Below are 14235 nucleotides of genomic sequence, written 5' to 3'. Positions count from 1 at the left end.
GTGGGACGTTAGAGCAAGAGTAATCCGATAAACTTGTCCGGCTTACTTACAGCGTAATTGCCGCAGAGATTAAGCCAATCACACCACCGAATATACCACCCCATACTACTAGCCAGCCAAGGTGTTTTTTGATCATGGTTTGAACCATCTCTTTTACAAGCTTCGGTGTCAGTTCATTCAAGCGCTGATCAATGATCGCCTCAATGTTCTCTTTGATTTCATCCATCATCGCAGGCGATTCTAACTCGTCTTTGATGGCATTTTTTACAGAGTCACTCTTGCTGATTTCAATCACTGACTCTTGCATTTTCTCAACAAATGGCGCTTTCATCGGCTGTAGTGCCTCGGTGCCACCAACCATTGCCAACATACCGCCAAACTGTGAGTTCTCGATAACATGCACCAGTGAGTCGAATGCAGGATTAAAGTCGATCTTCTGAATCACAGGCTCTAGATTAAGCGATTTTCCTGTCATCTCGCTGCTTAGGAAGCGGTCGATATTACTTTCAGTAAAGAACTGCTCCATCATCAGTTGTTTGATGGCTGCCTTGAACTCTTCAAAGCGCGCCGGAATAACGCCAGAACCGTATAGGCCGGGTACTTTCTCGAACAACATGTGAATCGCAAGCCAGTTGGTTATGGCACCTGAAAATGCGAATAGGCCTGCGTAAAGCAAGTATTGGTTTGCTGTCGCATAGCCGCCAGCAAGCAGTGCTAACGCGATAACGTTAGTTAAGACACTTTTGTTCATGGTTGATCTCTAGAAATAATACTGCGCGTATTTTAAGAAAAAAACGCCAAGAAAAAAACAAAAGGATCGATGAAGTTTACGTAACAGGTGGGGAAAGGTTGCTGATCTAGGGGCATAAGAAAGGCTAGCCTCCCCCCGAAGTCTAGCCTTATTCCAGAACGCGCAAGCGAGGCGTCTTTGGTGTTAATGTCATTATATAATTACGACATAACATTCTGCCACGTGTAATTTACCACTAATTAACAAATTGTTGTGAATCACGCCGCACTTTTAAAATAGCACAAAAATTAAGCGCTCGTAGCCTGTTCAAGATCATCGGCAATGAAGCCACCGGTTTGGTGATTCCACAATTGAGCATAGATGCCATTTTGTGTAATCAGCTCTTGGTGTGTGCCTTCTTCGACGATATTGCCTTCATCAAGCACGATCAGGCGATCCATCGCAGCAATGGTCGATAGGCGGTGTGCAATCGCGATAACCGTCTTACCTTCCATTAGCTCAATCAAGCTCTCTTGGATTGCCGCTTCCACCTCAGAATCGAGTGCAGACGTTGCTTCATCCAGAACTAATAGTGGCGCATTTTTCAAAAGAACACGCGAGATAGCGACACGTTGACGCTGTCCACCAGAAAGCTTAACGCCTCTTTCACCGACTTGAGCATCGTAACCAATATTGCCAAACGGGTCGGTTAGGGTTTCGATAAACTCATGAGCGTGTGCTTGTTTAGTCGCCGCGTATACCTCTTCGTCGGATGCTTCTGGTCGACCGTAAAGAATGTTGTCTTTGATCGAACGGTGCAGCAGTGAGGTATCTTGAGTCACCATACCTATGTTACTGCGCAGTGAGTCTTGAGTAACGCTGGAGATTTCTTGGTCATCAATCAGGATGCGACCACTTTCTACATCGTGGAAACGCAGTAATAAGTTAACTAGGGTCGACTTACCTGCACCTGAACGGCCCACTAAGCCCACTTTTTCACCTGGCTTAATGTTGAGGTTCAGATTGTTGATCACGCCCTTGTTCTCGCCGTAGTTAAAGCTGACGTTGTCGAAGTTAATACCACCTTGTGGAACGTCCAAAGGCTTCGCATCTTTTTTGTCTTCGATAGCGATAGGTTTAGACAGGGTTTTGATGCCATCAATCACAGTACCTAGGTTTTCGAACAGACCACCGATTTCCCACATGATCCATTTCGACATGCCGTTAATACGCAGAGCTAAGCTGACTGCAATCGCAATTGCACCCACGGTGATTGCACTATCTAGCCATAAGTAGATAGAGATACCCGCAATGCTGAACACTAATAGATAGTTAGCGAACTCTACACAGATGTTGAAGCCAGTTACCAAGCGCATTTGACGGTGCACAGTATCAAGGAAGCCTTCCATGCCTTCTTCTGCGTATTCGGTTTCTCTTTTACTGTGTGAGAACAATTTCACCGTCGCGATGTTGGTGTAGCTATCAACAATACGACCTGTCATCAATGAACGCGCATCGGCTTGTTCTGATGACACATCTTTCAGCTTTGGTACGAAGTGCAGTTGGATACCGATGTAAACGAACAGCCAAATCAGCATCGGAGCCATCAAGCGCCAATCTGATTCGGCGAGCATGAATAGCATCGCAGTGAAGTAAACCGTCACGTAGACAAAAACATCAACCATTTTAGTCACGGTTTCACGCACTGCGAGTGATGTTTGCATCACTTTAGTGGCGACACGTCCGGCAAAATCATCTTGATAGAACGACAAGCTTTGCTTCAAAAGATAGCGGTGCGCTAACCAACGGATCGACATTGGGTAGTTGCCCAACAAGGTTTGGTGAAGCAAAAGCGAGTAAACACTGATCAAGATCGGCATTACGACCAATAACAGAACACCAAGCCCCATCAGTGTGGATTGGTTATCTTCTAAGAAGGTTTCTGGGTTGCTGGTTGATAGCCAATCAACCAGTTGGCCCATGTAACCGAACAACGCGACTTCGATGATCGCGATGGTCATGCTCATTAGGCCGAGCAAGATTAACGGTTTTTCAAAACCTCGAGTGTAATGGCGACAGAATGCCAGTATTCCAGTAGGAGGTTGTATCGGCTCTCCCTTTGGAAAGGCTTCAGTAAAGCCTTCAAATTTTTTGTACATAGATTTCCCTTTATAACGAATGCATCTATTAGCAACTGCATCGTCTGTGTAGCTTTGTTTTTATAGGTTCGGTTTGAAATTGGGCGTCTTAGCTTGAAATTATATAAGCGCCAATTCGTTCTTATAAGCATTAAGCCATTCGATGGATTTTGGTTTAAGCGTTTGGTTGAAAAACTTGGCTCACGAGTTCGTTTAACACTAATACGTTGTTTAAGCGATGTCGCAGGAAAGGTCCAAAGCGTGTCTTTCATGACGCGTATTTTAGATTGAATCGGACAGGAAAAGTTAAGCTTATTTCAAACGTAATTGATTGTTATGCAACGGTGATAATCCTAACGCTAAATGGATTAAATTGTAACCTAAACCCGCCGCAAGCTAGAGAATGAAGCTCGGATATTTATTCAGCAAAACCTGCATCTCATATGCAAACTGTTGGTTCTTTCTGATGTGCTGTTATCTTGCAGTAAAAATTACTGAATAAACTGAGTTTTGCAGGAATTGTCTGGGATAAATATTCAAATCATTATTCTTTTCAGTGAATCTTGTCGTAACAAGTTGTTTACAATTCTGAGGTAAATAAAAGATAGGGACGGTTGAGATGTTAAACCTACACAAAAAATCACTTCACATTACTAATGTTCAAAACGCCAATTGCGTTGTTATGGTGCCGCCAAAAGAATTTAAATTTAATGAAGAAACGGCACAAGATAATGAGTTTCAGAACAGAGTGAATCTGACCGAAGCTGAGGTCAAATTAGAAACCATGGCCGAATTTAAGGCGATGGTCGCTTCGTTGCGTAAAGAAGGTGTGCAAGTTGTAGAGTTTGATTACCCAGAATTGGGAGTTGAAACTCCGGATGCTGTTTTCCCAAACAACTGGTTCAGTACCTGTAGTGATGGAAGCTTATTCACTTTTCCTATGGCGTGTGAAAACCGTCAGAATGAAGTTAAGCCAAATGCCCTTATTGAAGCTTTAGAAGCGTCTGGTCGAATTGTTAACCACAGTGAGTCTCTAGAGTCTTATATCGCACAAGGTTCATACCTCGAGAGCACTGGCGTGATGGTGATCGACCATATCAATAAGACTATCTACGCGGCACTCTCTCAACGTTGTGACCGCGAAGTATTAGAAGATTACGCGAAGCGCATTGGTTATTCTCGCGTGGTGTCATTCCAAACAGCACTGCCGTCTGGTCAGCCGATCTACCACACCAATGTGATGATGGCGATTGGTGATAATTTCTGCGTGATCTGTGATGAAGTGATCCCAGAGTTTGAGCGCCGTTTTGTGGTGAAGTCGCTTGCTAAAGATAAGCAGGTTATCTCTATTTCAATCGATCAGATGAACCGTTTCTGCGGCAACATCCTCCAGCTTGAAACCGTGAATGGCGACAAAGTGATCGCGATGTCTCAATCGGCTTACGACGCGTTCTCCCCAGCTCAACTCGCACAACTTTCGACACACGGTAAGCTACTACCATTTAACGTGAAAACGATCGAAGACATTGGTGGGGGGTCGGTGCGATGCATGTTGGGTGAGGTGTTCTTACCAACGCGAGTAAATCGTCTGTAACAAGCACTCATTTCTAGTAATCAATCTTCGAATACCACTCTCATTGAAGAGTGGTATTTTTGTATTAGCTTATCTTTGAATTGGTCTATCAGAAGTAAGAAGACAGAAAAAAAACCAAAACTAGATACAAGAGCTAACTTACAAAAGCTATGAGGCGCTCTTGAAAGCCCTGTGTTCGATGAATTGAGTTGAGAGTGAGACTACTTCCTTAGAATACACCAGTGCAGTGTGATTGAGCTTGAGGGCGCAGGTGTCTGTTGCGCCTCGCAGGTTAGCGTCTTCAAGTGTCACAGTGCCATCACCAGGGTTTCTGCCCAATACAATGCGACCTACACCAGCGTCGTAGGTGCCAGTAATCACGCCAATCGGCACATCAATATCATAATCACCCAAGCCATCGCTCAAGATCATCTTGCTCGAACCAAATATAAATCCGAGGCCATGATTTGACAGCGTTTTCGCGATAGTTGCGCCGTTGTGTGGAGTTCCCGCGGTAATGATGCAGGTGTCGGCAAAGTCGGGCTGGTAAAACTTAAAGTAGTGACGAATGAGTAAGCCACCGAGCGAGTGACCAAAGAAATAAACCTCATCGTGTTCATCAAAGCGTGCATTCACGAAGCGGTTAAGGCGTTTAGCAGCAGAAGGGAAACGCAGCGAGTTGTAAGCGAACTTGTGGGTTGTAAAGCCACGTTTTTTGAAATTTCTATCTAGATATTGCATGATCAACGCAGGCATATACAGACCATGAATCAAAACTATGTGTTTGTTTTTATTATTCATTATTGCCCTCCGACTGATGGTGTTTTCAGTATATGGAGTCGCAATTCTAAACTCAACAAAACTTGCTGTGAATGGGACACAATAGACAGAGAGTGTCGTAGTGGCAGTTCGTTATTCTGACCTGACCCCGCCATAAACGTCTATAGTTAATCCCCCTTGTTGGGCATAAGTATTGGGTGTTAGGCCAATGGTTTTCTTGAGGTAACGAATTAGGTGCGGTTGGTCACTAAACCCAAATTGAAAGGCGACGTCCATCCAGTCGATGTCATCCAAATTTCTCTTATACAAGTATTCCAACATAGCTTCGAGTTTGTTCATCGATTGGCACTGTTTTAGCGTGAGGCCAGTCACCTTGTTAAAGCTTCTCTCTAAGGTTCGTTGTGAGCAAAACAGTTTGTTGCCAAGCTCTGCAATCGGCGTTGAACCAAGCACCCCCAGCACCTTGCGTGTCAGTTCGCTGTGCCTGTCTATTTGACTTGCCGATATCTAAGGCACCAGTAGATCTTATGATTTTGAATTTTTAGTTTTGATTAGCTCAGAATCACTTGCTTCACTTTTTGCTTCAGGTTCAAACAAAACTTTTATCACGCCTTTTTGTAGGATCAGGTTATTAGGGTAGGTGATGATGTTGCCCGAACTGTGTCGAAGAATAACGTGGAACATGGTGATATCGATGATCACACCGCTGATGTCTTCGTCTTTCTCTGCGACCCTAACTCTGTCACCAATGCGATAAGGGAATACGAAAAATATTAGTACGCTGGCTGTTAGGTTACTTAGAATCGACCATTGCGCGAATAAAGCGACACCCAGCACCGCAAATATGGATGACAAGAATAGCGAAATATCACCAAAGCCCAAGTTAAGAACAATCGTAAACACAGCGATGAAGAGTAGAAACAGAACGATATTGAAACACTTAATCACGAACTGCTTTCGCTTCAACTCGACACGCTTGTTCTCCGCTAATGTTTCTATCCAGTTTTTCCCCAAGCGTTTTATCACCCAATACACAGTGATAAGAAGTAAACCTAAACTTACTTGTTTAAGCCACATATTGGATTGCAAAAACTCAATCATTAAATAAACCTCATTTTTCAAAATAACGACCTCTGGCTCTACGGCCACGAGTAGCCCAACGTAAAATGGTGGGATTGCTATTGGGTTATTTGTTCCGGGTATCCCTGCAATATTGACACCCAGTAAACCGGTGAAAAACCCAGCAGGGAGGAAAATACCCGCAATGATAGAAAATAGGTACGTATTTCTATTCTTTTTTTCAGTTTGTTCAGGCAACTCGAGCTTTCCGATGGTTTACATAAGCAAAAGCACTACCGACACGGTGCGAAGATGTCTTGGCTCGCTCGGTATTCGTTGGTTTGCACGTCCATCAGGCCAAGCAAGGAGTCGAACAGGTTATCGTGAGAAAAGCTCTGCTCTTTCCCCGCCTTTCTTAAGCAGGTCTCGCTTATCCCTTTCTGCGCAGCAAAACCATCAGACATCCATAGGATCATCGGTACGTGGGTTTGTTCTTTTGGTGCCAGTGAGTAGGGCATGCCATGAAGGTACACGCCATTCTCCCCTAAAGACTCTCCGTGATCCGAGATATACATCAGCGCGACATTGTACTTGTCGGTCAGTTTCTCCAGTTTCTGAATCGCCTGTGAGAGAAAGAAATCCGTGTACAGGATGGTGTTGTCGTAGGTGTTAACCACTTCCTCTTTGGTACAGTTTTCAATATCGGCGCGAGCGCAATCAGGCGTGAATTTCTTATGTTCTTCTGGATAGCGTTCAAAGTATGTAGGGCCATGAGAACCAGAAATATGATAGAAAATGATGCTATTTTTCTTAAGATCTTGAGTATCTTGCTCGAAGTTTTCTAACATCGCTGTGTCGTAGCACACATCGTTATTACACAACGGGTCGCTGTCTTTGGCGACGAGGGTCATCTCTTTGATTCGGTGTGCAACCGCCTTGTCTCCACCATCATGTTCTCGCCAGATAGAGTGAATGCCCGCGCGGTTCATGATATCGACCACGTTATCTTGATTGTAAGCCTTGTCGCGGTCGTAGTTGCTGCGATTCATGTTCGAGAACATACACGGCACAGAAACCGCAGTGGCTGTTCCGCACGACTGAACATCAGAGAAAAATATCGGGTTGTAAGGCTGGGTGTGAGCGTTAGTTTCTCTCTCATAGCCATGATATTGGTAGTTATACACGCGCGCGGTTTCACCAAGCACAAACACCAGTAAGGTCGGTTTGGTTGACGCTTTGGCTTGCGGTGTTTGCTTCGCATCTAATCCCAATTCTTGATAGGGGATGGGCTGTTTGATGTAGGTGTTATTGATGTATTTCACCGTTGATGCCACATACTCGGTCGGAATGATCATCTTTTTGATGTGCGAGTTATTGCGGCCAAACGATACGTAATCTTTGTAGAAAAGCCCGGCAATAATCGCAATGACGATCAAAGAAGAAAGTAAGCCAATCGATTTCCAGACAAAGAAATCTTTCCAAGACTCTTTTTCAAGTTTGGTAAACAACAGGATGAGTGATGGAATAGCGCCCATCGTTAGTAGCCATAATATCGAGTGACCACTGATATAACTGGTTGCTTCACCGCTATTGGTCTCAAACACATTCTCTATCATGCCGTAGTCGACGAATATGCCGTAATTGAACATACTGTAGCTGACTAAGGTTGAGGTGATCAGCAATAAGATGAAAAACGGCTTAGAGAAGATAGGCCAGTTGAATACTTGGAAGATGAAATTAAAGGCAGCAAGGAAGAAGATAGGAATGGAGATAAGAAACGCAATGCTTTCAGACTTCGATGCTTGAACAATACTAAACAGTTCTTGGGTGAGAGGTAGGTTGATGACAAGCAGGTAATACACGGCCAACACAAAAGGCAGCTTGTTTATCGAGATGTTTAAGCTTGGTAGATTCATAGGTCTTATTTTCCTGCGTCTCTTATCCCTTTATTTTAGTCTGGCTACCAAGAAAGCTCTAATATCAACGCATAAAGCTCAGATAGGCGGCGATAAACCGACTAAAGTGAAATGACGCGATAGGTGTGTAGATACAAAAATTCACTTTACTGAGTGACCTTCATGACAAGGTGGAACAGCAAAGTGAATTAGTATGTTCAGCTTATTCTATGTGGTTCAATCACATTAGAAGTTGTATGAACCACCGAAGCTAATGCTGCTGAATGCTAGTGTTTTGTCTTCTTTCTTAAAGCCGTAGTCGTTTTCAACACTCACTGCGTCTGCTTGTGAAATTAGACGTAGTGTTAGATGTTCGATTGGCGTGTATTCAACACCAACACCAAAGTGGAAACCTGTACCGCTATCATCATCGTAGCCAGCGCTCTTGTTTGCGTTTAGGTCAACAGAGCTTAAACCAGCCAATACGAATGGGCGGATTGTGTTGTCGAATGTGTAACCAAGATTTGCTGACAAAGAAACAGACGTCGGAGACAGTTTTGCCGTCCCCTTTTTGTAGTCTGCGTAATCGTTGTAGCCAAGTTCAACACCTACGATACGGTTGAATTGGTAGCCGCCGTATAGGTTGTAGCCCATGCCATCTGAATCTAAGTCACCTTGACCATCTGTATCAGAATCTTGGTATACGCCAAGGCCGCCACCAATGTACGCACCGCCGTCAGTACCTGCTGCTAAAGCAGGAAGAGAAACTGCGCTGATTAAACCTAGTGCTAATGCTGATTTTGTTATCTTGTTCATCTTCGTTACTCACTCTTTAATGTCATGCCAGTATCAATAATTTTTGTTTTGCGACCGTTGGTGAGCATTATTCCGTAGTCTTGTACCTATTACTGTATGGCTTTGTAAGTTGAATCGTTACATAGTAGAAAAAATACACATCAGATTGCGTAGTGGATAAGGTTCCCCAAAATAAGGAATAAACATGTTAATGAGACAAAACGCAGGCTTGGTGGTTGTGGACGTACAAGGCAAGCTCGCACGCCTCGTCGATGACAGCGATTCGCTGATTTCTAACTGTGGGAAGTTAATTCAAGGAGCGCAGGCTTTGGATCTGCCAATTATTAGTTTGGAACAGAATCCCGAGAAGCTAGGTGCTACAGTCGATGAACTGAATGACCTGTTGAGTGATGCTAAGCCGATACCTAAATTCACGTTCAACGCGTGTGACGAACCTAAATTTGTTGAGGCGGTGCAAGCCAAGGACGTGGATACTTGGTTAGTGTGTGGTATCGAGGCTCATATTTGTGTTTATCAAACCGCATTGGGTTTATTGGATCTCGGGTACAAGGTTCAAGTAGTTGGTGATTGCATTAGTTCACGAACCGCACTGAATAAGAAATTGGCCATCAGCCGATTGCGGGACGCTGGTGTCCAAATCACAGGATTGGAAATGAGCTTATACGAATTGGTGAAAGATTGCCGCGCACCAGCATTTAAGCTCATTCTGTCCTTGATTCGTTAGTCACCGAGAGGTTGTCGGTCGCCGCCGCCTCGGTAGGAATCGAGTGCAACCTTCAAGCGGCGCAGTTTATCGCGCGAGCGGTTCTTGTGATTGACCGCCATACCCATAGAAAGCACATCCACTAAGGCTAACATTGCGTAGCGAGATGCCGATGGTTTGTAGATGAAGTCGGTTTCCATGTGTTTGATAGGTAGCAAGATATCTGCAATCTTTGCCAGTGGTGTGTCTTGTGGGGTAATCGCGATGATCTTAAGCCCATACTGCTTAGCTAGCTCTGCGGTTTCGGTGATCACAGGCGTGAAACCGGTCGCGGAAATCATCACCATCACATCGTTGGCATCTGCCGTGGCAGCAACCATGCGTGACATTAAACCATCGTTGTACGACACCACTGGGTAGCCCAAGCGGAACAGGCGGTGTTGCAGCTCTTGAGAGGCGATGGTTGAGCCGCCACCCATGCCGATAGCAATAATTTGTCTGGCGTTGTGCAGCCAGCTCACCGCGGTTTCAACGTCTTGCTCCTTGAATAGAGTGCGGTTGATGTCTAGGCTCTGCTTGATCGATTCGTAGATACCTTGATAGCCCGTTTGGTTTACCGGTTCGAGAATAAAGCGCTGGCCCACCGTTAAGGTTTGAGCAAGCTTGATTTTCATATCACGTACGTTGTTACAGCCGATCGCCTTAGCAAAACGGGTTATCGTGGCTTCACTGACTTGAGCACCTTCAGCAAGCTCTGTGATACTGGCATTGGCAGCAAAATCAATGTCGTCCATGATCAGCTTGGCGACTTTTTTCTCGGCATCACGAAGAGCGGGAAAACGCTCTGTTATCTGTGAAATGATATCTACTTCTAAACTCAAGAATCTTGATCCTTTGTTGATGGGGCTAACCGTTATGGCTTAGTTTTTAAGAACCTAGCTCGTAAGAACCAAGCTATTTAGAACTAGGCTATTTGGCATTAAGCCATTTAGCACTAACCTATATAAAACTCAGCCTTAGCCCCGTAAGTATATCTGAATGTTTCGCTGATTCTAGCTTATTGAAAAATCGAGCTAGAAGCAGGTCTCTACCCAGTTTGTTACCTGATAGTCGTCATCGCTGATAGCAATGTAACGCCACTTATCGAACGTCAAGCACGGGTGTGAGGTAGAAAACGCAATCATGTCACCGACTTCAATCTCAGAAGAACCGTCTGTTTCAACAAAGGTATGCTGATCCATTACCGCGGTAGCAGTGAGCCCTTTTACTGAGATAGCTTCGCCGTTACGATAGCCGCGCTCTGCAATTGGTAAACCGGCATCGAAGGCAACATCACGCTTACCTAATCCAATCACTAACTTGGTCGGCTCTGGGCGAGAGATAACATATGCCCACACTTCAAGTGCCGACTCTAAATCACCACCCAATTCACACGCGTAACCTTGGTTTACTTGCGCACGTTGCAATACCTTGCTTTGGGCATCTAGGTAGATCCCAGTATCGTGAATGGCATAACAACCTGGGCGGATAATCGCTAAGTAATTTGTGAGGTTTGCCAAGCATTCTGCCACCACGTCATACCAAGCCGAGCCTGCGCCCGTAATTATAGGTTGACCGGTAATTAAGCCATCTGATGCGAGGCTTTCGACCGAAGTGAGCGCTTGGTTTAAGAAGGTACGAATGTCTTGCTCGGCATTGTCGCCATGAATCACACCCTCGTATACCTCAATACCCGCTAGCGAAAGCGCAGGCGTATCTTGGATAATTTGCGCCAGTTTTAGAACTTCTTGAGGTGAACGACAACCACAACGGCCACCCGGAACACCAAACTCGATTAGAACTTTTAGCGTCTGCTTTTTGTTGGAGAAATATTGGTTGAGTTGCTGCACGTTTACTGACGAATCCACACAACAATAGAAATCAACGTCGAACTCACTAATAAGCTGTTCGATGATCGCCATGTTGGTTTTACCTACCAATTGGTTAGCCATGATGATTCTTTTTGCACCTGCCATTGCTGCAATTTCTGCTTGTGCAGGTGTCGCAACGGTAATTCCCCAAGCGCCATTTTCTAACTGTTGACGGAAGAAGTCAGGTGTCATCGATGTTTTTCCGTGTGGCGACAATTTAACCTGATGATGATCGGCGAATGATTGCATCCAATTCAGGTTATTGGTCAACGCTGATTGTTTGATAATTGCTACCGGAAGCGAAATGTCTTCATCAACCAGTCGATAAACACCGTTCTCAGATTGTGATACTGCTCTCCCTTTTTGGCCTTTTTCAGTCAAGATGAAACTATCTTTTTGATACTTTATAACATCTTTTTGCGCCGGGTTATGTTTCATTGCTGATTCCTAACATGATTTAAGTGATTGTTATTTAATGTTTAAATATATCTATAATGTACTTTGTGATAGAAACTATCACACAAATTAAAATATTATGTGTGTTTTGTCACTGAAAATAATCGGCTGGATTTCTAATATAGCTCCATCAACAGAGTGGATTGAGAGAGTGAGAAATGTTGTTCGATACGATAATTAAAAATGTAGAGGTGTTTGATGGCACCGGCGAACAATCGTTTTGTGCCGATGTAGCAATCCGAGATGGAAAAATCGCTGAAATTGGCAAAATCGATCATGAAGATTGTAGCCAGTTGGTTGAGGGAGCAGGCTTAGCATTGGCTCCTGGATTCATCGATGTACACACACATGACGATACCAATGTAATTCGTTACCCAGACTGCCTACCAAAGATCAGCCAAGGTGTGACGACCGTGATTGTTGGCAACTGTGGCATCAGCGCATCGCCAACGGTTTTGGCGGGCGATCCACCTGACCCAATGAATCTATTAGGCGCGCAGGCTGATTTCAAATACCCAACTTTTGCGGCGTATGCACAAGCGGTAGAGCAAGCGCAACCAGCGGTGAACGTAGCAGCGTTAGTTGGCCACACCACACTGCGTAACCAAGTGATGGACGATCTACAGCGCACCGCAAGCGAAGAAGAAATTGCAGCAATGCAAACCAACCTTGATTTAGCGATGGATCAGGGTGCGTTGGGTTTGAGTTCAGGTTTGGCTTACGCAAGTGCGAAACAAGCGAATGCCAACGAAGTGATGCAGTTAGCCAAAGTGCTGTCTAACCATGGCGGCATCTATACCACGCATATGCGTACCGAATTTGAAGAGATCTTAAGCGCGATGGAAGAAGCGTTTGAGACTGGGCAATACGCGAAAGTGCCTGTTGTTATCTCTCACCTTAAATGTGCTGGGGCGGGCAACTGGGGAAGAACCGTTGAAGTGCTTGATTTGATGGACAAGGTTTCTGAGCACCAAGATGTGTCTTGTGACTGCTACCCATATTCAGCGAGCTCTTCGACATTAGATCTGAAACAGGTGACGGACGATTTCGATATCTTCATCACTTGGTCTGAAGCAAAGCCAGAACATGCAGGAAAAACGCTGAAGCAAATTGCTGATGAAATGAATCTACCACTGATGGATGCGGCGAAAGCACTTCAACCAGCCGGTGCGGTTTACCACTGCATGGATGAGAATGACGTAAAGCGCGTATTGAAATACAAGCTGACCATGGTTGGTTCTGATGGTTTACCAAATGACCCGCATCCACACCCAAGGTTGTGGGGCACCTTCCCGAAAGTGTTGGGTCACTACTGCCGAGATGAAAAACTGTTCGCGCTGCCAGAAGCGATTCACAAAATGACCGGAATGTCTGCGAAGCGCTACAACCTCGCGGGAAGAGGTGAGATTCGCCAAGACGCATTTGCTGATTTAGTTTTATTTGATCCAAAGAGTATTAAAGACACAGCAACATTTGAAAATCCTATTTCAGTTGCTGAGGGAATAGAAAGTGTATTTGTAAATGGTGAGTTAACTTACCAAAAAGGAAAAGTAAAAAATAATCGTTCAGGCGTTTTTATTTACCGTAATTAGAATTTAATTGTTTCATTAAATATACAGTAGTAATAAAACGACGAATTAATTTAAATATATTGGAAAAGAACCAATATTATCTATAAAGAAGTGGAGTTAAAAAATGACTATTAAACGTTACGGTGTTGAAGGCGGTACAGGTACAGGCGGACAACATTTACCATTTGCACGCGCAACTGAAGCGGGTGGTTTCCTATACGTTTCTGGCCAGACACCGATGACAGATGGTGAAGTGGTAGAGGGTGGCATTGTAGACCAGTCTCGCCTAGCGATCCAAAACTGTGTCGATATCATGACTGAAGCGGGCTACGCCCTAGAAGACGTAATGCACGTAAAGGTTGTGCTAACGGATTCTCGTTACTTCCAATCTTTTAATAAGGTATTCAAAGAGTTCTTTGGTGCTAACCCACCGGCTCGTATCTGCATGGTTTGCGACCTAGTTGTAGACGTGAAGGTTGAAGTAGATGTGACTTGCTACCGCGCTGATCGCGTTTAGTAATAACCTAATCACAATTACCTACTTAGAGAGTATTAGGGGTTAGTCTTCCCTGTTATTATCCTTTAATACTCTCACCCTACATTT

At 44.5% G+C, this 14235-nt stretch carries 12 protein-coding genes and 2 pseudogenes; 4 read left to right on the top strand and 10 right to left on the bottom strand.

The window, feature by feature from the left end; genetic code table 11:
* Positions 1 to 46: 46 nt before the first annotated feature.
* Positions 47 to 751 carry a DUF445 domain-containing protein gene (locus CWO08_RS02345; protein WP_048660510.1) on the bottom strand — a complete coding sequence of 235 codons (705 nt, stop codon included), beginning with the start codon at positions 749 to 751 and terminating at the stop codon, positions 47 to 49.
* Positions 752 to 1038: 287 nt separating this feature from the next.
* Positions 1039 to 2889, bottom strand: a complete 1851-nt coding sequence (locus CWO08_RS02340) for an ABC transporter ATP-binding protein (protein ID WP_108019746.1) — start codon at positions 2887 to 2889, stop codon at positions 1039 to 1041.
* A 598-nt stretch (positions 2890 to 3487) separates the two neighbouring features.
* Between CWO08_RS02340 and CWO08_RS02335 the strand changes: the two genes are divergently transcribed.
* Entirely contained in the window at positions 3488 to 4462 is a 975-nt protein-coding gene (locus CWO08_RS02335) for an arginine deiminase-related protein (protein ID WP_107898560.1), read from the top strand.
* Between the two features lie 147 nt (positions 4463 to 4609).
* Here CWO08_RS02335 and CWO08_RS02330 read toward each other — a convergent pair whose 3' ends face one another.
* From CWO08_RS02330 to CWO08_RS02310, 6 genes and pseudogenes are all read right to left on the bottom strand, one after another.
* Entirely contained in the window at positions 4610 to 5242 is a 633-nt protein-coding gene (locus CWO08_RS02330; RefSeq protein ID WP_048660507.1) for a triacylglycerol lipase, read from the bottom strand.
* 111 nt (positions 5243 to 5353) lie between these two features.
* Positions 5354 to 5716 (bottom strand): annotated as a pseudogene (locus CWO08_RS02325) (helix-turn-helix domain-containing protein); the annotation flags it as partial.
* A 30-nt stretch (positions 5717 to 5746) separates the two neighbouring features.
* Positions 5747 to 6322, bottom strand: coding sequence for a mechanosensitive ion channel family protein (locus CWO08_RS02320; RefSeq protein WP_107898558.1), 576 nt, complete (start codon positions 6320 to 6322; stop codon positions 5747 to 5749).
* A 15-nt stretch (positions 6323 to 6337) separates the two neighbouring features.
* Positions 6338 to 6532: pseudogene (locus tag CWO08_RS24070) on the bottom strand (CorA family divalent cation transporter); the annotation flags it as partial.
* Positions 6533 to 6573: 41 nt separating this feature from the next.
* Complete coding sequence (locus CWO08_RS02315) at positions 6574 to 8196, bottom strand: phosphoethanolamine transferase (protein ID WP_102480801.1); 1623 nt, start codon at positions 8194 to 8196, stop codon at positions 6574 to 6576.
* A 225-nt stretch (positions 8197 to 8421) separates the two neighbouring features.
* Positions 8422 to 8991 (bottom strand): porin family protein, encoded by a 570-nt coding sequence (locus tag CWO08_RS02310; protein WP_102266842.1) that lies wholly within the window; start codon positions 8989 to 8991, stop codon positions 8422 to 8424.
* 184 nt (positions 8992 to 9175) lie between these two features.
* Here CWO08_RS02310 and CWO08_RS02305 point away from each other — a divergent pair, with 184 nt between their 5' ends.
* Entirely contained in the window at positions 9176 to 9715 is a 540-nt protein-coding gene (locus CWO08_RS02305; protein ID WP_108019744.1) for a hydrolase, read from the top strand.
* Here CWO08_RS02305 and CWO08_RS02300 read toward each other — a convergent pair.
* Positions 9712 to 10575 carry a MurR/RpiR family transcriptional regulator gene (locus CWO08_RS02300; protein ID WP_048660500.1) on the bottom strand — a complete coding sequence of 288 codons (864 nt, stop codon included), beginning with the start codon at positions 10573 to 10575 and terminating at the stop codon, positions 9712 to 9714. The two genes, CWO08_RS02305 and CWO08_RS02300, sit on opposite strands and share 4 nt — an antisense overlap.
* A gap of 192 nt (positions 10576 to 10767) precedes the next feature.
* Positions 10768 to 12042 carry an amino acid deaminase gene (locus CWO08_RS02295; protein ID WP_102480803.1) on the bottom strand — a complete coding sequence of 425 codons (1275 nt, stop codon included), beginning with the start codon at positions 12040 to 12042 and terminating at the stop codon, positions 10768 to 10770.
* Positions 12043 to 12218: 176 nt separating this feature from the next.
* On the opposite strand from CWO08_RS02295, the gene CWO08_RS02290 reads away from it, so the two are divergent.
* Both CWO08_RS02290 and CWO08_RS02285 read left to right on the top strand, forming a co-directional pair.
* The gene (locus tag CWO08_RS02290; protein ID WP_108019741.1) at positions 12219 to 13652 is read left to right on the top strand and encodes an amidohydrolase family protein; all 1434 of its coding nucleotides are present in this window, start codon (positions 12219 to 12221) and stop codon (positions 13650 to 13652) included.
* Positions 13653 to 13755: 103 nt separating this feature from the next.
* Entirely contained in the window at positions 13756 to 14148 is a 393-nt protein-coding gene (locus CWO08_RS02285; protein WP_102431864.1) for a RidA family protein, read from the top strand.
* The last annotated feature ends 87 nt before the right edge of the window (positions 14149 to 14235 follow it).

Origin of the sequence: Vibrio sp. 10N.286.48.B8 (genome assembly GCF_003050085.1) — a bacterium.
Classification (GTDB): Bacteria; Pseudomonadota; Gammaproteobacteria; order Enterobacterales; family Vibrionaceae; genus Vibrio; species Vibrio crassostreae.
This window is presented reverse-complemented; position numbering and strand designations above follow the sequence as displayed.